Here is a 22943-nt window from a genome sequence, read left to right on the forward strand (position 1 = left end):
TCATCACATCACACATAAAAAAGCCCGCTCAATTGAGCGGGCTTTTTCTTTGGATCATATAAATAGAGGTGAGGGTTAGCGGCCCATAAAGCCTTTCATCGCTATAGCCAGCACATCGTCCATTGAACTGCCGTCGCCATCGGCGTCCAGCAAATTACCGAGGATGCCCATGCCTTGCTGATGGGTTTGCGCGGCGCGGCGCTGGCGCCGCTGGGGCGCGCCCGTCATAGCGCCGAGCAGGCTGCCCAAGCCGGTTCCGCCTTGCGGCGCTGTGCCCGCGCCCATGAGCTGCTGCATGGCCAGACCGGCCAAAGCGCTTTTCATCGTGCCGCCGCGCGTCTGTTTGGACAGGCTGCCCATCGCCATTGCGGCCACAAGGGGTAGCATTTTCTTGAGGATGTCCACGCCAAGTCCGGTCTTCTGCGCGGCATTGGCGGCAACGGCGCGGCTGACGTCTTTGGAGCCGAATAAATGGCCAAGAATAGCATTGCCGTCATTTTCAGTCTCAGCGCTGGTCAGAACCTGCGGGTTTTCAATATATTTTTCGTGATCGCCACTGCCCAGCGCGCCCAACAGACCGCTCAATCCGTCCGGCGTGCGGGCATTATTTTTAAGACCTGAGCTGATAGCGGGAAGCAGCGCCATGAGGGCGCTTTGCGCCTGCTGCGGGTTTAGCCCGACTTTGGCGCCCGCCTGCTCAACCGCGCCGCCATTTTGCGCGCTCATAATCATATCTAATAAATTCATTCCGGCCATTTTGGCATCTCCATTTTGGTTTAATGTGTTTGTAGGCGGCCATTCTGTGCGCGGCTAGGGAGGATCCGAATTAAGGTGTAAACGAACCCAGTCGCATGTCCCTATGGACTGCGCGGTCTTATGCGCGTTTTCAATACAGCGCTGCTTTTCATCAAAGCGGATGAGTTCTTCCGGCGTCATGGGGCGATAATGTTGGGAGGATTGAAGCCGTGAATAGCCCAGACGTTCCGTCCATATCCATGTCCATAACATGGATTTTGCGCCGGGGTATTGATCCCGTTGCAGCGCTATATCGTGCGGAGCGCGGTCTGTCGCGATAACTTGAAATTCGGCTTGAGTAATAGGGCCAGTCGCGGTGGTAACGATCTTTTCAGTGCGCCAGACACATTGCGAAGCCCCGTTATAATATTCGATATCATTTTGTGTCACATCGCCTCTAAGCTTCCAGACATAAGTCGCAGCAGGATGGCGGGCCGCTTCCATATTCTCATAGCGGGTAATCTGGCCTGAAATATCGTCAGATATTGCGGCATAATCTGCCACATTTAGCGATCCATCGGGCGCAGCTCCGCCGCCGGGTGACAATAATTTCATCGCGCTGATAAAACAAAATATAGCAAAAAAGCCAATCATATGCGCGCTCATGCGCCAGAAAAATTTGCCGGTTTTAAGGATGTCGACATAAATAATGCCAATTCCGGCCCACAACATAAATAGACTTATCGCAAAGCTATATCCCCAATCCTGCAGGCTGATGCCATTGAAATCTGTTAGCAGACCGGCGGCCATTTCTGAACAGGCGGATTGAGTGTGAAGATAGATATTGAGTATGCGCCCGAAAATCAGATCAAAGCCAAACAGTAATATTATAAATATAACCGCCCAAAGCCAATATTCGCTTTGACGACGACGCACAGCTTTGCGCTCTGCGCGCCTCGCACGTCGCTGTGATCCCCGGCTTAGCTTTTCACCCATAAGTTTAATATGGAGAATGAATAGGCTATTGGCAATATTAGGGACTAAACCGCGCTGCCGCCCACCGTCAGGGCTTCAATATAAAGTGTCGGCTGCCCGACGCCGACGGGCAGGCCTTGGCCAGCCTTGCCGCAGACGCCAATCCCAGGATCAAGCTGGCTGTCATTACCGATCCGTTTGACTTGTGTCAGCACAGTTGGGCCGTCGCCGATGAGGGTCGCGCCTTTGACGGGATGCAGGATTTTACCGTTCTTGACGCGGTAAGCTTCAGTACACTGAAAGACGAATTTACCATTGGTAATATCGACTTGTCCGCCCCCAAAATTGGTCGCGTAAATACCGTCTTTAAGCCCGTCGAGGATCTCGCCTGGGTCATCATGACCGGACAGCATTTGCGTGTTGGTCATACGCGGCAGCGGCGCATGGGCAAAGCTTTCGCGCCGTCCATTGCCAGTGCTTTTCCCGCCCATTAGACGGCCATTCATGCGGTCTTGCATATATCCCACCAGAATACCGTCTTCGATCAGGACGGTGCGCGATGTCGGAGTGCCTTCATCATCAATAGATAGCGATCCGCGCGCATTGGGCACAGTGCCGTCATCGACAATTGTGACGCCCGGGGCGGCGACGCGCTCGCCCATTTTTCCGGCAAAAGCCGACAGGCCTTTACGGTTAAAATCACCTTCAAGGCCATGCCCGATGGCTTCGTGCAGTAAGACGCCCGGCCAGCCGGGGCCAAGCACGACATCGAATTGTCCGGCAGGCGCAGGCTGCGCCGTCAGATTGACTTTGGCTTGACGAATGGCCTCATTGGCCAGGGTTTTCCATTGTGCCGGCGCAATAAATTGCCCGTATTCAGCGCGGCCGCCATGTCCGGCATAGCCATTTTCGCGGCGGCCTTTATCCTCGCAGGTGACAGAGATATTCAGGCGTACGAGCGGGCGGATATCATCATAGCGCTCCCCGCCAGCGCGCAAAATGGCGATGGCGCGGCGCGAGCCTGACATCGTAGCGGAAACCTGCACAACGCTGGGGTCTGCGGCCCGGCAATAGGCATCAATCTCCTGGAGGAGCGCGACTTTGGCCGCGAAATCCGGATCGGCAATCGGGTCTATATCCGGATAAAGCGCGCGGTTCGTGCGCGCAGGGGAGGCGTCAGCTTGTGCGGCTGCATGGCCGCCTTTGGCCAGACTGGCCGCCGCGCTGGCGCGGGTCAGGGCCCCGGCGCTCATTTCGCTACTTTGGGCAAATCCGGTGGTCTCGCCCGCCACGCAGCGCAGGCCAAAGCCGCGCGAGCTGTCAAAACTGGCATTTTTCAACCGGCCATCATCAAAGGTCAGAGATTCAGACGCGCCGCGTTCAATGAACAGCTCGCCATCGTCTGCGCCGCGCAATGTTGCGTCTAAAGTGGATTGGGCCTGGGCCGCGGAAAGGTCACAGCCTTCAAATATAAAATCTGTCATGAGGGTGATGTGGGACGCGGCAGAGACAAAGTAAAGATGCCGCGCGCAGCATAATCGTGACCCATAGCCACAGCGTGATTTGCAAATTACGGCTTGCCCGCTACAAACCCATAATAACAGAGAGGCCGAATTATGAGTATTTATAAAACAGCCTGCCGGACCCCCAATGCTGACGGGGTCACCAATATTCCGACTTGGAAATTTGAAGCTGTGCGGGAGGCCTTGCTTTGCGCAATAGATGATGCGGGCGATGGCGGTCTGACATTTAAGGCTATGACGCGGTCCGTGACATCAAGATTGAGCGAAGACGTGTTGTCTAAGCTCGGCTCAGTGGGGTGGCGTACAATGGCCGTCAAGTTGGAGTTGGAAGTGGTTGGGGAAATCAGAAAAGTCGATCAGAAATCTCCGCAACGTCTGGTGCGGGCATGAGCGGCGGTGTCCGTTTAGGAACCGCGCTAAGGCGGGGCGCGACTAAAGTGCTGTTTTGCGGCGCGGGGGAGCTCGGCAAAGAGGTCGTCATTGCGCTGCAGCGTCTTGGCGTTGAAACGATAGCGCTTGACCGGTATCCCGACGCGCCCGCTATGCAGGTCGCTCACCGATCCCATGTCGTGGATATGCGTGACGGGAAAGCCCTTCGCGCTATTATCGAGCTTGAACAGCCTGACCTGATCGTACCGGAGATAGAAGCCATCGCAACCGCCACACTGGCCGAACTGGAGCGCGAAGGGTATACCGTCATTCCAACAGCTAAAGCTGCGCAACTGACTATGGACCGCGAAGGTATTCGCCGTCTTGCGGCCGAAGACCTGGGCCTAAGAACGTCGCCCTACCGCTTTGCAGATACTGAAGATGAAGTGCGCGAAGCTATGGCGCAAATCGGCCTGCCGTGTGTGGTTAAGCCCGTTATGAGCAGTTCCGGCAAAGGGCAGAGCACAGCCTTCACAGAGGCTGATATTTCCCGTGTCTGGGCGTATTCGCAAACGGGCGGGCGCACAGGCGCGTCGCGCGTCATTGTCGAAGGTTTCGTTGATTTTGATTATGAAATTACGCTGCTAACCGTGCGTCATGCGGGCGGCACGTCATTTTGCGCACCGATCGGACACCGTCAGGACGGCGGCGACTATCAGGAAAGCTGGCAGCCCCATCCGATGAGCCCTGCAGCGCTACAAAACGCGCAGGATATGGCGGGAAAGATCACAGCGGCGCTGGGCGGTTACGGGGTGTTTGGTGTTGAGCTGTTTATCAAGGGTGATGTGGTGATCTTCTCCGAAGTTTCGCCGCGCCCGCATGACACAGGGTTGGTGACATTAGTCTCGCAAAATCTGTCAGAGTTTGAGCTCCATGCCCGCGCTATTTTGGGTCTGCCGATCCCGCAGATTATCCAAACCGGCCCCGCTGCATCCGCCGTGATATTAGGGGAAGGGCATAGTAGCGACATCGCCTTTGACGGCGTTGCAGACGCTTTGTCCGAGGCCGGAGTGGATATCCGCCTGTTTGGTAAACCGGAGATATCCGGCGTGCGGCGCCTCGGCGTCGCGCTGGCCACTGATGAGACGATTGATATAGCGCGGGAGAAAGCCCTGCGCGCGGCGGGCAAGGTGAAAGTGCGTTTTTTGGATGCGTGTGGAGCGGGTAAGTCCCTAGATTAGGCCTTGGGCAAGGCTCCAATATTGAAAGAAAGTCCGGCTATGTTAAAACTTGCTCTGCCCCAAATCGCGCCGGTCTGGCTAGACCGGGCGGCGACAATTACGCGCGTTATAGACACGATAAATGAGGCGGCGGGCGAAGGCGCGCAGCTTGTTGTCTTCGGTGAAGGCCTTGTGCCCGGTTACCCATTCTGGGTCGATCTCACAGGCGGGGCGCAGTTTAACTCGCCAAAACAAAAAGAGCTTTTCGCCTATTACTCTGACCAAGCCGTGAGCATTGAAGCCGGGCATTTAGACGGCGTCTGCGCTGCGCTCAAGGCGGCTGGCATGGCCTGTTATCTGGGCGTAATAGAGCGCGCCGCTGACCGCTCCGGGCACAGCCTGTATTGCAGCTATGTCTATATCAATGCAGGCGGACAGATAAAAAGCGTGCATCGTAAATTGCAGCCGACTTATGAAGAGCGGCTGGTCTGGTCACCGGGCGACGGGGCGGGATTGGTCACGCATAAACTCGGCGGTTTTACCGTCGGGGGACTGAACTGCTGGGAGAACTGGATGCCGCTGACGCGCGCCGCGCTTTATGCGCAAGGCGAAGATTTGCACGTCATGTGCTGGCCCGGCTCAATCCGAAATACCGAAGATATTACGCCCGTTCTGGCTAAAGAAGGCCGGTCTTATTGTGTTTCAGTCAGCACGATCATGCGCCGCGAAGACGTCGGCGATACTGTGCCCTATGCGACAGAGATCCGCGCCGCCATGCCCGATGTCGCTGCCGATGGCGGATCCTGCATCGCCGCGCCGGATGGCAGCTGGGTGCTGCCGCCTGTCGTCCATCAAACGGGTATTCAATATGCAGAACTTGACCCGGCCTTTGTACGCCGCGAGCGGCAAAACTTTGACGCGGCCGGCCATTACAGCCGACCGGACGTGACACGTCTTATTGTGGACCGACGGCGGCAGAGCCTGGCGCGCTTTGAGGACTAATGAGATCAAGATGATAGAGTAGGCCGGTCTCCAGCGCGTCGATTTTCACCTTGCGATATCCGGTCTGCGACTCGGCCAGCGGCGCGCCCGTATTGCCGCCAAAGATCATCCAGTTTTCGCCGTCATGCTCGGGCCATTCGATCAAACCCTCACCATTGGGGTTTCCTGTTCGCGCAAAATTTACCCAGTAAGTCTGCATCATATCTTTGAGCGCTAAATCCTCTTTGGTCGGATCAAATGCAGCGGTCAGCGTGCCGAGGATAAAGGGAATTTCTGCGCCGTGATAGGCGCCCAATGTCTGCGTTTTGCTGGGCGGGACGCGGGTAAAAGCATAGAGATAAGACGGCGATCCGGCCTTGGCGTTTTGGCGCGTCACATACCGCACATTAACACCAAAAATTTCATCGCCCATGAGCTGCGTCCCTGCAGCCATAAAAGCCGCCGGATCAGACAAGCCATATTGCGATAAAATCGTATCTGTCGCAGCCGCGCCAAAAATAGGGGTCAGCGCCGCCGCTTGAGCGGCTATGCCATCGCGCGGAAAATCATCCAGCCAGACGGTCGGCTGGGGATCATCAGGGAAAAACAGAGTCCCCTCATCGGCATTATATCCAAATAGAGTGGGTACCGAGTGGAAGTCTGCATCACGGAAAGCAATGCCGACATTTTTCGGCAAGACCTCGCCGTCGCGTACCGGATGAAGGCCTTCGCCAATCATTGCGTCCATAGACAGTAAATCCATGAAATCGCTCGCAGGCAGCGCCCGTAATTGCGCGGCGGTTACGTCATCAGCAAGGCCAAGGCCATGCGCGATTTTAAGGCCGCCCTCATGTCCGCTGGGCCAAGTGCTGGCATTTCCGGTGAGATCGCCCAAATGATAGGTCGACGCGCCGCTCTGGCCGATGGCGCGGTGAAACAGCCCCTTGGCAGCCGGCGCGCTCATCAGCTCTGTGACAGACCAGCCGCCAGCGGACTCGCCAAAAATAGTGACGTTCTCTGCGTCACCTCCATAGGCCGCGATATTATCTTTCACCCAATTTAGCGCTGCAATTTGGTCCATCAGGCCGTAATTACCCGAAACGCCGCGCGCATCATCAGCGGACAGGGCGGGATGGGTCATATAGCCAAAAGCGCCAAGGCGGTAATTAATCGTGACCAGAACAACGCCTTTTTGCGGCAGTTCGTCACTTTGGTAAAACCCTGTATCGCCGGAGCCAAAACTGTGACCGCCGCCATGTATCCAGACCATAACGGGCAATGGCGCGTCGCCGACATTGCCGTCCTGCGAAACATTCGGCGTGCGCACATTTAGATAGAGACAGTCTTCAGAATAATCGCCCGACGGCATCGCGGCTATTGCGCTTTTGATAATAAATTCTTTAGCGGTGGAAAAGCCCTGGCCTTCGACAATGCTGTCAATAAATCCGCCTTCGCTGCCCCTTGGCTGCATGCATCGATTACCAAATTCCGTGGCGTTAAATGTTTGCGCAAAGTCCGGAGCGGGGCTTGGCGTTGTCCAGCGTAAATCGCCGACTGGCGGCTGCGCAAAGGGGAGACCCATGAAATTGGCGACATTCGTCTTGGCATTCCACTTCCCGATAACGGCGCCTTGGGGCGTCTGCACGGCCGATGTGGGCGGCAGGGATTTATCACCGCAGGCCGCAAGAAAAAGTCCCGCGCTCAGCACAGCCAGAGTTGATAATTTACGCATAATCCCTCCCATTTTCTTTGAGTTTAGGCGGGCCGGCCGCGCAACGCCAAGACAAAACCCTGTTATTTTTGTATAGTGAGTATTAAGAGCCGCACATGGCACGGCAGGCATATCAATACGCGATTATCGGCGGCGGAATTATCGGACTATCCACGGCCTATGCTCTGCAGTTACGACATCCGAAATCCACGATATGTGTGATTGAAGCCGGCCCCGAATGCGGGTTTGGCGCCAGCTGGGCCAATGGCTCTATGATACATCCCTCTCAGGCCACGCCGTGGCGAGACTCTCACGCGCCAGCGACGGATCCAGCACTTGTGCGCGATATTTATCAACTCGCTGTGCGCTCTTCGGCGATTTTGCGCGCGCGGTTCAATGAATTCGACATTGCGCCGCGCCATCGCCGTGAGGGCTGCGCCAAAATTTACACTGACGTTTCGACATTACAGACCGATCAGGCTAAATTACAGGTTCTTATGGCGCTGGGTCTGCCTACAGAATTTATCGACTCATCCCAAATTGAAAAGCGCTTAAACATTAGCGCCGACGGGGCTGTTGGCGCCTATATATTCCCTAATGACCATAGCGGGCCGGCGCGCCTATATTGCCGTCACCTCGCGGCGCGCTTGGCGGCGGGCGGTGCCAAGCTGATGACGGCAAATGGTGCGGCCAATATTGAGGGCCAAGATATAATGCTGCAAAGCGGAGCAATAGTTGCCGCGCAGAACATTATCGTTGCGGCGGGATCAGGCTCTGCCGCGCTGGTCAATATTGCGGGGCAGCATGCCGTGCGCGGATATTCGCGGACATTCGAATTGCCCGGCCATGAGCCTGATTTCCCGGTCATGCCGGTTATGGATGACGCAGCCCATATGGCGATTGCGCCGATGGGAACACATTTGCGCGTCAGCGGCGGGGCCGACCCTGAGCCTATGAATAGCCCCCACCATTTGGATAGACATGTTATCTATGACGCATTGGAGGCTTATCTGCGACAGCGCTGCCCCGGTCTGCCGCTGGATAATGCGCCAAAGAGTGACTGGACGGCGCTGCGTCCAATGAGCGATCAAGGCCCTGTCATCGCCTGTTTGCGTGACGGCTTATTCGTTAATACAGGTCATGGTCATATGGGCTGGACCTTATCTGCGGGCGCGGCTGACCGGATAGTAGATATTATAAACGGCGCGGCGGCCTAGCGGCGCCCGAAACCGCCATTGCCTGTTTGAAATCCCATTAAATTGACGACGTGGATTAGGAGCACAAATGCGGTTGCGACAAATCCAAAGGCGATAAACATCCACGGCACCATGCGCGGCTCCAATTTATCGCGTGTCATACTTCCGCGCCAGAAGGACAAGGCTGCGCCAAGCATACAAAAGATTAAAATCCCGATGGAAATCGCTATGTCAGGGCCGCCGTGCATGAGCGGCAAATGGGTAAGTCGAGCGCCGCCGTCAAGTCAAAATAAGACATTGTAATGTCCAACTATCCACAGATCGCGCTGTGAATACGGCAGGGCTGTCACAAAAGGTTCACAGAACCTATCCATATGGCTCGTGAATGCGAGCTTATGCCCGCATTATCACACAGGTCATGAAGTTTAGGGGTTAGGGTATGACAAGATTATATTTGAAGGGCGTGACGCTATTATCTGCTGCATTGCCAATGGCTTTTGCACAGTCTGCATATGCTCAAGAGATCACTCATAAAGTTAGCGGGCGGGTCATGATCGATTATTCGATTGTCGACGCGGACAATGCTAATATGGACTGGAGCGCGAGCGAACTGCGTCGCGCCCGTCTTGGCGTGTCGGGAAATATCGGTGACACCGTCAAATATAAGGTCGAGTTTAATACAAATTCATCTCAAGACATCAATGTCGAAGACGCTTATTTACAATGGGCTCCGACAGGCGGAAAATGGAATATCAAAGCGGGCCAATTTAAAACGGCCAACTCGCTCGACGAACAAACCAGTTCGCGCTTCATCTCGGCGCTCGAGCGTAGCGCCTTTACCGACGCCTTTGAATTTAACCGCCGCGTCGGTGTGTCCGTCAATGGCAGTGGCGAGACATACACATTTTCTGCCGGGGTCTTCGGTGACAATTTAACGGTTGGGGCAACAGATGAAGGCAAAGCTGCGGCAGCACGCTTTACCTATACCCCTTATGTTTCAGGCAATGACGTCGTCCATCTGGGCGCGTCCTGGCGTTACCGCGAGGCCGGTGATGACCAGAGCGATTTACGCTATCGCCAGCGCACAAGCTCGCACATTCCGGGCCGGATTATCAGCACAGGCCGCGTTGCCGACCGTGACAATTTTCTGGGCGCTGAGGCGGCCGGGATAATGGGCAATGGGTGGGCCGCCGGTGAATATGGCGTACTGACGGCGCAGTGCACAAGCTGCACCGATGATCCGTCATTTGGCGGCGGTTATATCGAAGCCGGTTATATCTTCGGCGGACGCCGGACCTATAAAGGCGGTAAATTTAACCGCCCGAAAGTCGACACCCCTGTCACCGATGGGGGCATGGGCGCGATTGCCATTATGGCCCGCTACGACACGCTCGATCTGTCTGATAATAGCGTTAACGGCGGCGATATAGAGGCCGTCATCCTCGGCGCGGATTGGTATGCGACCAAATATACGCGTCTAGGCATCAACTATTTCACCAATAGTGCCACTTTGGGCACAAGCACATCCGGCCTTGACCCGGCCTTCGCAGCGCTCGTGGCCAATAATGTCACCGGCGAAGATGTGAGCGGCGTGAACATGCGCCTTCAATTTGATTTTTAAAGGCAGAGCAATCTGCGATCCACGATGGAGAGACCTATGAAACATTCCCTTATGATAGCCCTGCTCAGCAGCACAGTGATGCTAACAGCATGCGGCGGCGATAAGCCTGCCGAAACAAGAGCCGAAACATCTGCCGTCAAGGCAACGGCGCCGTCTGAACAAACCGAAATCCGGATTGTTGGCTCGTCCACAGTCTATCCCTTTTCGACCAAAGTTGCGCAGGAATATAAAAACAAAACCGGCCAAAATGTTGTGGTTGAATCCACCGGATCGGGCGGCGGTCATAAATTATTCTGTGATGGCAATGATATGAGCACGCCGGATATTACCAACTCCTCGCGTCGCCAGAAAAGCAGCGAACTTAAAAAATGCAAAGCCAATGGAGTTGGCGGCGTTGTTGAAGTTAAAATCGGATATGACGGGATCGTCATTGCTAATTCGCGCTCTACTGAGGCTATGCCGCTGACGCTAAAACAAATCTACATGGCCTTCGCCAAAGACGTTCCGGTAAGTGATACGGACTGCACGATGCAGGCTAACCCCTATACATTGTGGTCAGATATTGATCCGACAATGCCGAAAACAAAGATCGAAGCTTTCGGCCCCCCGCCTACATCCGGCACACGTGACGCCTTTGTCGAAGTCGCAATGGAAGGCGGCGCAAAGCAAGTTGCCTGTCTGGCCGAAATGAAAAACAGTGACGGCAAGATGTTTAAAAATATAGCCCATACGCTTCGCGAAGACGGCTATTGGATCGACTCCGGTGAAAATGATAATGCGATCGTCCAGACATTGGTCAATACACCCACGGCTATTGGCATATTTGGCTATTCTTTCCTGGATCAAAATGGCGATAAAATCCGCGGTGCATTTGTGGATGGCGCAGAGCCGACATTTGAAAATATTGCCTCCGGGGCCTACCCAATTTCCCGCTCTTTATTTTTCTATATTAAAAAATCCCATGTTGCGCAGAAGTCAGTCATTAAAGATTTCGCCCTCGAATTTACCGACGAAGGCACATGGGGTCCGGGCGGCTATCTTGAAGAAATCGGACTTGTCCCGCTGCCCGATGCGCAGCGCGTCAAATACCGCGCGGCTGTTGAAAATATGACTCCTTATTCTCAATAGATTTGCCTTTCCAAAGGGGCGGTGATGAATGCCGCCCCGTTCACTTCTGACCGGCCGTACTTTCATGGAATTTTCTATCCCTGCTTATTGCGCGCTCATCGCGGCTATGGGCGTTTTGGCCTATATGTCGGCCAAGCGCCGTGCAATGCACGTGGCCGCAGGCACTGTTACTAATGAAATAAGCCGTTCATTCCATTCAAGACCGAATTTCCACGGCGTCTTCGCTGCGGGCTTGGTTACCTTGCTGGCGTTCGGCGTGATGATTGGCGGCGTTATTGCCGGATTGCCGGGATGGCTCGTAATCGCGTTAATTGTCGTGCTGGCCGGACTGGCCTTTGCCTATACGCGCACAACAATCCGGGCCAATTTCAAAGCCCGCAATGTTGTCGAATTCGCGATAAAATCAGGTCTCGTAATTTGCTCCACTATTGCGGTTCTGACGACCATCGGGATTGTCCTGTCTCTCTTATTTGAAAGCCTGCGCTTTTTCAAAGACGTGCCTGTTCTGGATTTTCTCACGGGCCTGCAATGGTCGCCGCAAACCGCTTTGCGCGAAGATCAGGCCGGGCAATCAGGCGCCTTTGGCGCGGTTCCGGTCTTCGCCGGGACATTCCTCGTTATGCTGGTCGCGATCAGTATTGCTGCGCCGACCGGCCTGATGATTGCCATGTATCTGTCTGAATATGCGTCTAAACGTACGCGCTCTATCGTTAAGCCCGCTATTGAAATTCTGGCCGGCGTTCCCACTGTTGTTTATGGCTATTTCGCGCTGCTGACGGTCGGCCCGACCATTCGCAGCTTCGCTGAGTCTCTCGGCGCGTCCGTCCCGACACAAAGCGCCATTGCCGCCGGCTCAGTCATGGGCGTGATGATTATTCCATTTATTTCCTCTCTGTCAGACGACGTCATTAATGCCGTGCCGCAATCTTTGCGTGACGGTTCATATGCGCTTGGCGCAACGCGGTCTGAGACGATGATCAAAGTCGTTTTTGGCGGCGCGCTGCCCGGAATTATCGGCGCGCTCCTGCTGGCCGTTAGCCGCGCCATTGGCGAGACGATGATCGTGGTCATGGCGGCGGGCCGCGCGGCTAATCTGACCGCCAATCCGTTCGAAGCTGTAACCACTGTCACCGTCCAGATCGTTGCACTGCTCACCGGCGACACAGAATTTGATACAGCCAAGACGTTATCGGCATTTGCGCTTGGGCTGGTGCTGTTTGTCATCACGTTAATCCTAAATGTTATCGCGCTTATTATTGTGCGCCGTTACCGCGAGAGATATGATTGATGGCCAATCAACCGTCCATACATGCCGGCGTGCGCGCCCTTGCCCGTCTGAAAAAACGCCGCCGTAGCGAAGCTATATTCCGCGCCTTCGGTATTGCCGCCATCGTCTTTGCGATGTGCGCGCTAGCCTGGCTGCTCGGCTCAATTATTGGCACAGGCTATAAAGCCTTTTATCAGCATAGCCTGACGCTTGAGGTCGAGCTGACCGAAAGTATTCTCGCGCCAAATGGGTCGCGAGATCCGGACACGCTGCGCAGGGCCAATTACCGCCGCATTATGCAAGAGGCGATGTTTACACGCTTCCCGGATATTGAAGGCCTGTCCTCGGCTGATCAGCGCGCCGCCAAGCGGCAGAACTTCGATATTATGTCGACCTCCGGCGGGCCGAACTATATACGCCAAATGGTGTTTAAAGATCCGGCGATGGTCGGGCAGACCATAACCGTGCGCATCCCGACATCCGATATTGTGGACCAGTATCTCAAAGGCAATCTGAACGTTGATGTGCCTGAAGTGCAGCGCAAGATTTCCGACCGTCAGATTGCTTGGGTAAAAACCCTGCGACAGAGCGGCGAGATAAAAGCCGGATTTAACAAACGCCTTCTATTTAGTACGGATAGTCGTGACCCTGAATTGGCGGGCATTGCCAGCTCCTTTGTCGGCTCGCTGATGACCATGTTTGTGACTTTTCTACTGGCATTTCCTGTCGGCGTCGGCGCTGCGATCTGGCTGGACGAATTTGCGCCTAAAAACAAAGCCGTCGATTTTATCGAGATCAACATCAATAACCTTGCCGCTGTTCCTTCAATTGTCTTTGGCCTTCTAGGTCTGGCTGTGCTTCTCAACTGGGCGGGCATGCCGCGAAGCGCGCCGATTGTTGGCGGCATTGTTCTGGCTCTGCGCACATTTCCTACCATTATTATTGCGACCCGTTCGGCTCTTCGCGCTGTGCCGCCGTCCATCCGAGACGGCGCATTATCGGTCGGCGCGTCCCATGTTCAGGCCGTCTTTCATCACAAGCTGCCTATGGCTGCGCCGGGGATTTTGACCGGTTCTATAATTGGTATGGCGCAGGCTTTGGGCGAAACCGCGCCGCTATTGATGATCGGCATGGTCGCCTTTCTTACCGAAATTCCGTCCAGCCTGACCGAACCTGCCACGGCACTGCCTGTCCAAATTTACCTCTGGTCAGATAGCGCAGAGCAGGCCTGGTCAGAGCGCACATCCGCAGCGATTATTATTCTCCTTATGGTGCTGGTCACGATGAACGGTATTGCCATCTGGCTTCGTAGCCGCCTCGAAAAGCGCTGGTAACAGGACATTTCATGACAGAAAATACGTCGAAAAATATCAAATTTACCTGCCGCGATGTGCGGGTGTCTTATAGCGGTAAAGAGGCCGTTAAGGGCATTGATATTGAAATTGCCGACCGCAGCGTGACGGCCTTTATCGGCCCGTCGGGCTGCGGAAAATCTTCCTTCCTGCGCGTCTTTAACCGCATGAATGATACTATTCCCGGATGCGCGGTCACGGGCGATATCCGTATGGACGGCGAGGATATTTACGCGCCCGGACTGGATCCTGTGCTGCTGCGCGCGCGCGTCGGCATGGTCTTTCAAAAGCCAAATCCCTTTCCAAAATCGATTTATGACAATGTCGCTTACGGCCCGCGCATTCACGGTCTGGCGGAGTCCAAAGCCGACCTTGATGAAATAGTCCATAACAGCCTGAAACGCGCCGGTCTGTGGGACGAGGTCAAAGACCGCCTGAAAGATAGCGGCACCGGCCTGTCCGGCGGCCAGCAGCAGCGCCTCGTCATTGCGCGCGCCATTGCCGTCAGCCCCGAAGTCATTTTGATGGACGAACCCGCCAGCGCGCTTGACCCTATCGCCACAGCAAAGCTCGAAGTCCTGATCGAAGAGCTGAAAGAAAAATTCTGTATCGTCATTGTTACCCATTCTATGGCGCAGGCCGCGCGGATCTCGCAAAAGACTGCGTTTTTCCATATGGGCGATTTGGTTGAATATGACGAAACAGACCAAATATTTACCAATCCGGCAGAGTTGAGGACTCAAGACTATATCATGGGCCGCACCGGCTAAGCTGCGGCCTAAATTGCCCGGATTGTCGTCGGAGTCTGACAACGGGCAACCCGTCCGTTTTTACAGACGTCTCTTAAATCTGAACAATTTTGACTCGCAGCTTAAAGCCGCAGGGCAGTTATAAACTGGTCTGGGCAGGCGTGGATTAATCTTGGGACAGCTGCACCTGATCCGGCCATTTCGTGAGTAGCTCGGGGTCAAGATTTTGTCCGCGCCATTTCAGGCGCCAGCACAGATGCGGCCCTGTCGAGCGGCCGCGCGTCCCGATTTTGCCAATCACATCACCGGTTTTTATAATCTGCCCCGGCTCCACCAAGACGTCCTGCATATGCATATAATAGCTGATTAGGCCCTGACCGTGATCAATCATGATTAGGCTGCCTTCAAAATACATATCCATATCAGCGAGGCTGACGACGCCGTCTGCGGGCGCGGTGATCGGCGTGCCGGCAGGCGCGGCCATATCAACCCCGTAATGCGGGCGTTTTTTAATACCGTTCAAAATACGTTGCGCGCCGAAATTAGTGGTCTTGATATAATCTTTAACGGGGCTCTCAAATCCATCAGAGGTGAGGCGCACAACAGGCTCTTGACTGGCAAAGCCGATCTTTTTACGCGCGGTTGCCGCGCGAATGCGCTTTAGCTCCTCGGCGGTATATTCACTGACCTGATTTTTCGGCAAACCGTCAATGCGCGAGATATCCCACTCGCGGGCCTTAACGTCAAAGGTTTGTGAATAGCTGTGTCCACCCGGATCAACCAGCTTAGCCGTCACTGTAGATGGGGCGTCACGGTCAAACCCTAATATAACCTGTCCGCTGCCGTCTGACTGGACTTTTGTGCCGCCAAGGGTCACATAAGTGCTGCCATAGGTGCGGCAAAGTAATGCGCCGCCTTGAACGGCCTGACCGACACAGGTGAGAGGCTTGCTCCAATCCATTTTTTTCGGCGCAGCGTCTGGATTTGGGGACGATGATTGCGCATCGTGCAAAGGTTCACTGTGAGGTTCAGCAACTTGCGCAGCTTTGGCAGCAATCGGTTTGATCTGCGGCGCGGGAACATCCTGCGTCTTAGCGCTATCTTGCGCTTCGCTACTACAGGCGGCGAGGGCGATAATGCCCGCAAAAACCATGGTGCGGATCATGCGCTATCTTTCAAATTTGTCTCTTTCCAGCGTGACCAACTGGCCTCTCCCGTGCAGTAGGCTTCCTGCAAATCCTCTGACCAATATTTCAATTGGTCAACGGGAATGCGCTCGCCTGTAACGGCGCACAGCACATAGGCGCCCGGTTCCATGATCATGTAATCGGGGGTGGCGTAGTGAATTTTCGCTTCGCCGGAAAAATTAGGTCCTGAGTTCATAATTATACCTTACAGCCGCGCGGGCAAAACTAAAAGAGTCCCATCTGTGATTGGTCGGTTTTCTTTTTCTGTGTTTTTTTCGGTGTTTTTCTGGGTTTAGGTTTTGGCTTTATAGGCGTGCTGTCCGTGATCACGGCGCCGCGTGTGACGCCGCGCGCAAAGGTCAGGCTAACAGCGTCATTGACGGATAATGCCGCGCCGTCGCGCACAACCGCGCCGCTCTCATCGCTGACCAGAGCGTAGCCGCGGGCCAGCGTCGCCTGATAGCTAAAGGCGTCCAGCAGGGCGGCTTCGCGGGAGAGCTGCTTTGACTTGCGATCCAGATCCTGCCGGGCGGCGCGGGCCATACGGTCGGTCATGCGCGATAGGCGTTCGCCTGCCTGCGCGGTTTGGCGGGTCAGGCCCGAAGCCGATAAACGCAAAGATGATAGCGCGCTGCGGTGACGCGACAGCCCCATACGCAGGGCTGGGGTCAGCCGCGCCGACAGGTCGGATAGCTGGCGTTGCGCGCCTTGAGTGATCTGCGTCAGCTGCGGCAGACGCGCGGAAATTTCGCTAAGACGCTCACGATAGTTCATGAATAGATTTTGCGCGGTCGGAAACTTCGCGCTTGCCAAATCAAGGCGCTGTATTGAGCGCTCCAGCAATGTCTCGGCGCGGGGCAGACGCTCGGCTTTTAACCGATTGGCTTTATCGGCCACTAACCGCGTCAGGCCCCGGCGAAGCCGCGTCTCATAGTCTGATAATGTTTCCAGATAATCGGCGCGAACGGGCACGGCGACTTCGGCGGCCCCTGTCGGCGTCGGCGCGCGGTAATCGGCGACATAATCAATCAGCGTCCAGTCGGTCTCGTGCCCTACCGCGCTGATCAGCGGAATGTCAGAATCGGCCGCCGCGCGGACGACGCTTTCTTCGTTAAAGCACCACAAATCTTCGAGCGATCCGCCCCCGCGCGCGACGATAATCACGTCAGGGCGCGGGACTCCATATCCTGGGTCAATAGCGTTAAAGCCGTTAATCGCCGCTGTGATTTGCTCTGCGGCGCGGTCGCCCTGCACAAGGACGGGCCAGACTAAAATATGAACCGGAAAACGGTCTTCGATGCGGTGCAAAATATCGCGGATAACGCTACCGGTCGGAGATGTTACAACGCCAATAACTTTGGGCAGAAATGGAAGCTCGCGTTTGCGCTCGGCGGCAAATAAGCCTTCTGCGGCCAGCATTTTTTTGCGCTTTTCAAATAGCGCCATTAGCGCGCCCTGTCCGGCGGGCTCGAGATTATCGATAATCAGCTGGTAATTAGAGCGTCCCGGATAGGTCGATAATTTGCCTTCGCAAATCACTTCCATGCCCTCTTCGGGCGCCACAGGCAGGCGCGACATCACGCCTTTCCAGATGATCGAGTTAATCACGGCCTTGTCGTCTTTGATGTCCAGATAGCAATGACCTGATTTGGCCACGGTGACACGGCCGAGCTCGCCGCGTACCCGTACGCGGCCATAGGTTTCCTCGACTGTGCGTTTCAGCGCAAAAGCAAGTTCGGAAACGGAATATTCGGGCGTGTTTGACATGACAGCTCAATTTACGAGTCGCTTGATTAACCCGTTCGGCGCAGGCGGTCTATGGATTTGCTGTAGTCATTATGTCCTTTGTTTCGTTATTTAAAGAGGGCTGTCTGTGCGGGACTTTGTTAAACAGGAGTACCTGAGCTAAAAATGTAATTTCGTTTATCAAAGTCCCTGCCGTCCCTCCGGATGTGACCCCGCAGTTTCGACATGCGCCCTTTTTCACAAAGACGCAGCACAGCAATGTCTTTGCCAGCGGCTATGAGCCGGGGTTTGCCGTTCTAGCTCTCACTGGCGGGAGTCCGCGCGGCACGTTAAGCCACAGATCATCCCAACACCGCCTCATCTCCAGCCAGCCAACGTACGCTTGCCTGCCCAATGAGATAAGAACAGCTTAAAGATAGGGGCAAAGCGAGAGGCGGGGATTGTTATTTTTCAAAATGCGGTTTTATGGGACATATATGATGCTGTGAAAATGGATTGGGCCTTTTTACGCGCTACACTTGCTCTTAATCCCATTACATTTTTCTTTCTCTCTCGCCATTAGCGCGAGAGAGGCTTAAAGACAGTGCGAAGCGGGGATGATATGAAAACACTTTTATTGGGTGGCGGCGGACGCGAACATGCGCTGGCGTGGAAATTATCGCAGAGCGATCTGGTAAGCACGCTATACTGCGCGCCGGGTAATCCGGGCATTGCCGATGTCGCGACATGTATCGATATGGCGGTGGATGATATCCCTGCCATACTCGCCTTTTGTAAAGACATAGACATTGAATTTGTTATCGTCGGGCCGGAGCAGCCCCTGTCCATCGGTATTACAGATGCTCTGACCGCGCGCGGCATTGCCGTCTTCGGCCCGACGCAGGACGCCGCGCAGCTTGAGAGCTCCAAAGCCTTTATGAAAGATTTCTGCGCGCGTCATAATATTCCGACGGCGCGCTATGGCGTATTTACCGACCCTGATAAAGCCAAAGCATTTCTCAGCACAATGGAGCCGCCTTACGTCTTGAAAACGGACGGCCTTGCGGCAGGGAAAGGCGTCACGATTGCGGAAACATTGGAACACGCCCATGCAGAACTGGACGCTTATCTTAGCGGTAAATTCGGCGCGGCCGGACAGCGGGTAATTATCGAAGAGTTTATGTCCGGCGAAGAAGCGAGCTTTTTCGCGGTCTGTGACGGGGTGCGCGCCGTGCCGCTTATTGCAGCGCAGGATCACAAACGCGTCGGCGACGGCGACAGCGGTCCCAATACGGGCGGCATGGGCGCCTACGCTCCTGCGCCGGTTTTTACCGCAGATATTGAAAATCAGGTGATGGACAAAATCATCGCCCCGACTATGGCGGGGATGGCTACGGACGGATATCCGTTTACAGGCGTCTTGTTTGCAGGGCTGATGATCACTGCGGGCGGGCCGAAACTGATTGAATATAATATCCGCTTCGGTGACCCCGAATGCCAGGTCATCATGCGTATGATGCAGTCCGATTTAGGGCAGCTTCTCTACGCCGCCGCCACGGGTAAGCTGAACGCCGCGCCTGCGCCGCACTTCACGAACGCCCCGACGGTGAATGTCGTCATGTGCGCCAAAGGCTATCCGGGGCGCTATGATAAAGGCAGCATGATTAAAGGTCTGGACGCGGCCAACAGGCGAGAGGGCGTTATGGTGTTTCACGCCGGAACCCGCGCGGGCGAGGGCGGCTCGCTAGAGGCGTCCGGCGGCCGCGTGCTTAGCGTCACCGCTCAGGCCGAGACATTGGCCGAGGCAGTGCGCCGCGCTTACGCCGCGATTGACGAAGATATTGACTGGCCGGAAGGCTTTTGCCGTCGCGATATTGCCTGGCGGGCGCTCTAGGCCAAATCACGAATAAAGATAACAAATCAAGGGGATTACTATGACTTCAAAATCAAAACTCGTGGGCTGTGCTGCGGGGCTGGCTGTGCTGGCGATGACATTGTTACCGACGGCATTGGCTCATAATGATACAAAGCCGGACGCTGGTCAGGAGACTCTGATCCATGCCGGAACAGTTATGGCCGTGCCCGGACAGCGCACGCTGACAGGCGTTACGATTGTTGTCAAAGACGGCAAGATTGCCGAGATCATTGACGGATATATCCTCCGTGACGGGGCTACTATTATCGATTTGAAAGACGATTACGTGCTGCCCGGATTGATCGATAGTCATGTGCATTTATCCAGTGAATGGAACCCGAATGCGCGTCTTGACGGCGTCACCAAAGAGAGCGGCGATACTGCTTTTGATAGCGCGATCAATGCGCGCAAAACTCTCATGGCAGGCTTTACCGCCGTGCAGGATGTCGGCGGCCCGCCGGAAATATTTGCGCTGCGCCGCGCGGTTAATTCCGGCAAAATGGTCGGGCCGCATATTCGCGCATCAGGCTCCGCCGTATCAATCACCGGCGGGCATGGCGACGCGCATGGTTATCTTGTCAGCATCACCGATATGATGCGCCCCGAGACGGTATGCGACGGCCCCGATGATTGCCGCCGCGCGGCGCGTTTGGCTGTCAAACGCGGCGCAGACGTCATTAAAATCACGGCCACAGGCGGGGTGCTGTCTAACACAAATGCCGGAACAGAGCAGCAGTTCTTCAATGATGAACTGGACGCGATCGTCGAAGCGGCCGAAAAAATGGGCCGCAAAGTCACGGCCCACGCGCATGGTAAGACGGGCATTGAAAGCGCGCTGAAAGCGGGCGTCAAATCGATCGAGCACGGCACATATCTGGACGATGAGACTGTGCGTCTGTTCAAGCAATATAACGCCGTATTAGTGCCGACGGTTCTCGCCGGGATGACGGTTGTCGACTGGGCGGAAAATACGGACTGGCTGCCGCCGAACTCACGCCAAAAAGCGCTCGAAGTCGGGCCGCAAATGCAGGATATGCTGCGCACCGCTTATGAGGGCGGGGTGAAAATTGCCTTTGGCACGGATACGGGCGTCTCCGCGCATGGCGATAATGCCCAGGAATTCGTCTATATGGTCGCCGCCGGTATGAGCGGGGAAGAGGCGATTCGCGCCGCGACTGTGACCGCGTCGAGGCACATTGAAATGGGCGATAAGATCGGCACTTTAGAGCCGGGAAAACACGCTGATATTATCGCTGTAAATGGCGATCCGCGCGTCGATATTTCCGAGCTGCAAGATGTTGATTTCGTGATGAAGGGCGGTGAGGTCTATAAGCACGAAGAGTAGGGTGAGTCCCTATAACTGCTTTTTTTGCTGTACGGAGTGGCGTAATATCATAACATTAAGCTATGAAACATAGCTTTTTAGTCCCAGCAATTGCGTTAGGTCTTGCTCTGTCCGCGTGTTCGCCTTCACAGTCTGGCGAAAATAAGTCTGATGAGAACACTGCGCAGCAAGAGCGTGACATCGTCGGTAAAAGATCTGTGGATGGCGATATAGCTGTGACAGATGCCCCGGCGCAGCCGGAGTTTCTAAGCTATGACTACCAGCCTGGCCAGGTTGAAGTTCAGGCTCTCGTCACAGGCACTTTGACGGTTGAGAATGGCTGTTTCGTACTCAATATGGGCGATCATAAATTGATGCCCCGCATGCCGGCTGGCGTGACGCGATGGGATGCCGAAACGGGCAGCGCAATTTTTGCGGGACGGGTCTATCCGCCCGGCGTGCCGATCATAACAAATGGCGGATATGGTACGTTTTCGCCGGAACGGATGAACCCGGACGACTTAGGAATAGCTGAAAAATGCATTCTACCGGATACCGTTTTTATGGGGACGCAACTGGACGATAGCTATTATGCGCGCGACCTTGCGCGCAGCGACCCCGGGTTGCTCGAACAGATAGAGGGCGATTGGGTTATCGAAAAAATTGACGGAAAAAACCCGAAATTTAAATCTATAATTTCCTATCATATCAAGTTTGATAAAGACGGAGTGATTAGCGGGTATGACGGATGCAACCGGTTTTCGACGACATATAATCTGTTGTCCGGGATTGCGCATTTCGGTAGTTTTATGAGTTCGACCGCGGGATGTCACGGCGACCCGGCCGTTATATCTAATGCTGTTATGGCGCTGATCAGAAACGGTAACCGCTATGCGCGCCTTGGTGACACAGTTCACGTCACATCCGGTGAAACGCAGTATGTACTAAGCAAAAACCCTGCGCCGACCGTTCAAGCGCAATAATCAACGCGGACCCTTAGGCTTATAGCTTGAGCTTTTGCTGCCGCCCGGTTTTGAGCGGTTGGATTTGGCGGGGCGCGATGATTTTTTCATCCCGGATTTATTCCCTAATTCAGGGCCTTGATGTTTGTCGGCATTGGGCTTTCCGGCGCGCGCTTTAGAGCTGGCATTGGTGCCGCGTCTTGGCGGGCGGGCCGGGCGCTTTGTCGGTTGAGGGCGGCCTTTGGGAATCTCGACTAAATTTCCGACCTGATCGCGCAAAATGCTGCGTTTGACTTCTTCGACGCCGCCGCGCGCGAGTTGCCCCAATTGGAACGGGCCATAGCTGATGCGGATAAGGCGGTTGACGGTCAGGCCGAGGCTCTCAAAGGCGCGGCGCACTTCGCGGTTTTTACCTTCGCGGATAGACACGGCGATCCAGGCGTTATCGCCTTTTTGGCTCTCTAATGTGGCTTCAATCGGCCCGGTGGGAACGCCGTCAATGATAATGCCATCCATCAACGTGTCCAGCTCAGATTGCTCGACCTGGCCATAGGCACGGGCGCGGTAGCGGCGACTCCACCCTGTTGCGGGCAGCTCCAGGGCGCGGGCCAGTTCGCCATCATTAGTCAGCAGAAGCAGGCCTTCAGACGGCATATCCAAACGCCCAACTGAGATGACGCGCGGCAGGTCTTCGGGGAGTTTTTCATAGATCGTCGCGCGGCCTTTGGGATCATTATTGGTCGTCAAAAGACCCGGCGGCTTATGATAACGCCATAGGCGCGGCGGCTCTTTTTCGCCGATTGGAACGCCGTCAACTTCGACCGTATCGGCCTCTGTGACCGTAATGGCAGGCGTTGTTAGCAATTTGCCGTTCAGGCGCACGCGGCCCTCTTCGATCATGCGTTCGGCGGCGCGGCGCGAGGCCAGACCGGCGCGGGCAATGACTTTAGCGATGCGCTGCGCGTTTTCTTTAGGGGCGTCCACTTGCAATCCTATGCGTTTT

Annotated in this window: 21 protein-coding genes; 12 read left to right on the forward strand and 9 right to left on the reverse strand. The window is 55.2% G+C overall.

Features of this window, described 5'->3' with window-relative positions:
• Positions 1-75 precede the first annotated feature (75 nt).
• The 3 genes from H142_RS0107985 to tldD form a co-directional block, all read right to left on the reverse strand.
• Complete coding sequence (locus H142_RS0107985) at positions 76-756, reverse strand: DUF937 domain-containing protein (protein ID WP_017931596.1); 681 nt, start codon at positions 754-756, stop codon at positions 76-78.
• A gap of 54 nt (positions 757-810) precedes the next feature.
• Positions 811-1671, reverse strand: coding sequence for a DUF805 domain-containing protein (locus tag H142_RS0107990; RefSeq protein WP_026147891.1), 861 nt, complete (start codon positions 1669-1671; stop codon positions 811-813).
• 104 nt (positions 1672-1775) lie between these two features.
• Positions 1776-3194: a metalloprotease TldD gene (gene tldD, locus H142_RS0107995; protein ID WP_017931598.1), complete on the reverse strand. Its 1419-nt coding sequence runs from the start codon at positions 3192-3194 to the stop codon at positions 1776-1778.
• 132 nt (positions 3195-3326) lie between these two features.
• Between tldD and H142_RS14925 the strand changes: the two genes are divergently transcribed.
• Genes H142_RS14925 through H142_RS0108010 form a run of 3 tightly spaced genes read left to right on the forward strand, consistent with a single transcriptional unit; the run spans position 3327 to position 5824 of the window.
• Complete coding sequence (locus H142_RS14925; protein ID WP_017931599.1) at positions 3327-3623, forward strand: DUF6958 family protein; 297 nt, start codon at positions 3327-3329, stop codon at positions 3621-3623.
• Positions 3620-4843: a formate-dependent phosphoribosylglycinamide formyltransferase gene (gene purT / locus H142_RS0108005; RefSeq protein WP_017931600.1), complete on the forward strand. Its 1224-nt coding sequence runs from the start codon at positions 3620-3622 to the stop codon at positions 4841-4843. Before H142_RS14925 ends, purT begins: the two co-directional genes overlap by 4 nt.
• 39 nt (positions 4844-4882) lie before the next feature.
• Positions 4883-5824 (forward strand): carbon-nitrogen hydrolase family protein, encoded by a 942-nt coding sequence (locus tag H142_RS0108010; protein WP_017931601.1) that lies wholly within the window; start codon positions 4883-4885, stop codon positions 5822-5824.
• On the opposite strand, the gene H142_RS0108015 is transcribed toward H142_RS0108010, so the two are convergent.
• On the reverse strand, positions 5778-7535 hold the full coding sequence (locus H142_RS0108015; RefSeq protein WP_169331827.1) for a carboxylesterase/lipase family protein: 1758 nt from the start codon (positions 7533-7535) through the stop codon (positions 5778-5780). The two genes, H142_RS0108010 and H142_RS0108015, sit on opposite strands and share 47 nt — an antisense overlap.
• Before the next feature lie 95 nt (positions 7536-7630).
• Here H142_RS0108015 and H142_RS0108020 point away from each other — a divergent pair, with 95 nt between their 5' ends.
• The gene (locus H142_RS0108020) at positions 7631-8731 is read left to right on the forward strand and encodes an NAD(P)/FAD-dependent oxidoreductase (RefSeq protein ID WP_017931603.1); all 1101 of its coding nucleotides are present in this window, start codon (positions 7631-7633) and stop codon (positions 8729-8731) included.
• Here the strand turns inward: H142_RS0108020 and H142_RS0108025 are convergent.
• A complete protein-coding gene (locus H142_RS0108025; protein ID WP_233341644.1) occupies positions 8728-8871 on the reverse strand; it encodes a hypothetical protein in 144 nt (47 codons plus the stop codon). The genes H142_RS0108020 and H142_RS0108025 overlap by 4 nt on opposite strands.
• A 278-nt stretch (positions 8872-9149) precedes the next feature.
• On the opposite strand from H142_RS0108025, the gene H142_RS0108030 reads away from it, so the two are divergent.
• From H142_RS0108030 to pstB, 5 genes are read left to right on the forward strand one after another with little or no spacing between them, the layout of a single operon-like run.
• The gene (locus H142_RS0108030; RefSeq protein ID WP_017931605.1) at positions 9150-10331 is read left to right on the forward strand and encodes an OprO/OprP family phosphate-selective porin; all 1182 of its coding nucleotides are present in this window, start codon (positions 9150-9152) and stop codon (positions 10329-10331) included.
• A 36-nt stretch (positions 10332-10367) separates the two neighbouring features.
• Positions 10368-11459, forward strand: coding sequence for a substrate-binding domain-containing protein (locus tag H142_RS0108035; protein ID WP_017931606.1), 1092 nt, complete (start codon positions 10368-10370; stop codon positions 11457-11459).
• A gap of 28 nt (positions 11460-11487) precedes the next feature.
• Positions 11488-12747, forward strand: coding sequence for a phosphate ABC transporter permease subunit PstC (pstC, locus tag H142_RS14930; RefSeq protein ID WP_017931607.1), 1260 nt, complete (start codon positions 11488-11490; stop codon positions 12745-12747).
• Positions 12747-14060 carry a phosphate ABC transporter permease PstA gene (gene pstA / locus H142_RS0108045; protein ID WP_017931608.1) on the forward strand — a complete coding sequence of 438 codons (1314 nt, stop codon included), beginning with the start codon at positions 12747-12749 and terminating at the stop codon, positions 14058-14060. Before pstC ends, pstA begins: the two co-directional genes overlap by 1 nt.
• 11 nt (positions 14061-14071) lie before the next feature.
• On the forward strand, positions 14072-14848 hold the full coding sequence (gene pstB / locus H142_RS0108050) for a phosphate ABC transporter ATP-binding protein PstB (RefSeq protein ID WP_017931609.1): 777 nt from the start codon (positions 14072-14074) through the stop codon (positions 14846-14848).
• Positions 14849-14993: 145 nt separating this feature from the next.
• Here pstB and H142_RS14935 read toward each other — a convergent pair whose 3' ends face one another.
• Genes H142_RS14935 through xseA form a run of 3 tightly spaced genes read right to left on the reverse strand, consistent with a single transcriptional unit; the run spans position 14994 to position 17781 of the window.
• The gene (locus H142_RS14935; RefSeq protein WP_017931610.1) at positions 14994-15992 is read right to left on the reverse strand and encodes a M23 family metallopeptidase; all 999 of its coding nucleotides are present in this window, start codon (positions 15990-15992) and stop codon (positions 14994-14996) included.
• A complete protein-coding gene (locus tag H142_RS0108060) occupies positions 15989-16210 on the reverse strand; it encodes a DUF2093 domain-containing protein (RefSeq protein WP_017931611.1) in 222 nt (73 codons plus the stop codon). The genes H142_RS14935 and H142_RS0108060 overlap by 4 nt, the downstream gene beginning before the upstream one ends.
• A 29-nt stretch (positions 16211-16239) precedes the next feature.
• Positions 16240-17781 carry an exodeoxyribonuclease VII large subunit gene (gene xseA, locus H142_RS0108065; protein ID WP_017931612.1) on the reverse strand — a complete coding sequence of 514 codons (1542 nt, stop codon included), beginning with the start codon at positions 17779-17781 and terminating at the stop codon, positions 16240-16242.
• 580 nt (positions 17782-18361) lie between these two features.
• On the opposite strand from xseA, the gene purD reads away from it, so the two are divergent.
• The 3 genes from purD to H142_RS0108080 all read left to right on the forward strand — a co-directional run bounded on the left by purD (position 18362) and on the right by H142_RS0108080 (position 21961).
• Entirely contained in the window at positions 18362-19633 is a 1272-nt protein-coding gene (gene purD, locus H142_RS0108070) for a phosphoribosylamine--glycine ligase (protein ID WP_017931613.1), read from the forward strand.
• A gap of 40 nt (positions 19634-19673) precedes the next feature.
• Positions 19674-20999 (forward strand): metal-dependent hydrolase family protein, encoded by a 1326-nt coding sequence (locus tag H142_RS0108075; protein WP_017931614.1) that lies wholly within the window; start codon positions 19674-19676, stop codon positions 20997-20999.
• A 62-nt stretch (positions 21000-21061) separates the two neighbouring features.
• Positions 21062-21961 (forward strand): META domain-containing protein, encoded by a 900-nt coding sequence (locus H142_RS0108080; protein WP_017931615.1) that lies wholly within the window; start codon positions 21062-21064, stop codon positions 21959-21961.
• On the opposite strand, the gene H142_RS0108085 is transcribed toward H142_RS0108080, so the two are convergent.
• A complete protein-coding gene (locus H142_RS0108085) occupies positions 21962-22924 on the reverse strand; it encodes a pseudouridine synthase (RefSeq protein WP_017931616.1) in 963 nt (320 codons plus the stop codon).
• Between the last annotated feature and the right edge of the window lie 19 nt (positions 22925-22943).

This window comes from Robiginitomaculum antarcticum DSM 21748 (assembly GCF_000365025.1).
GTDB lineage: Bacteria > Pseudomonadota > Alphaproteobacteria > Caulobacterales > Maricaulaceae > Robiginitomaculum > Robiginitomaculum antarcticum.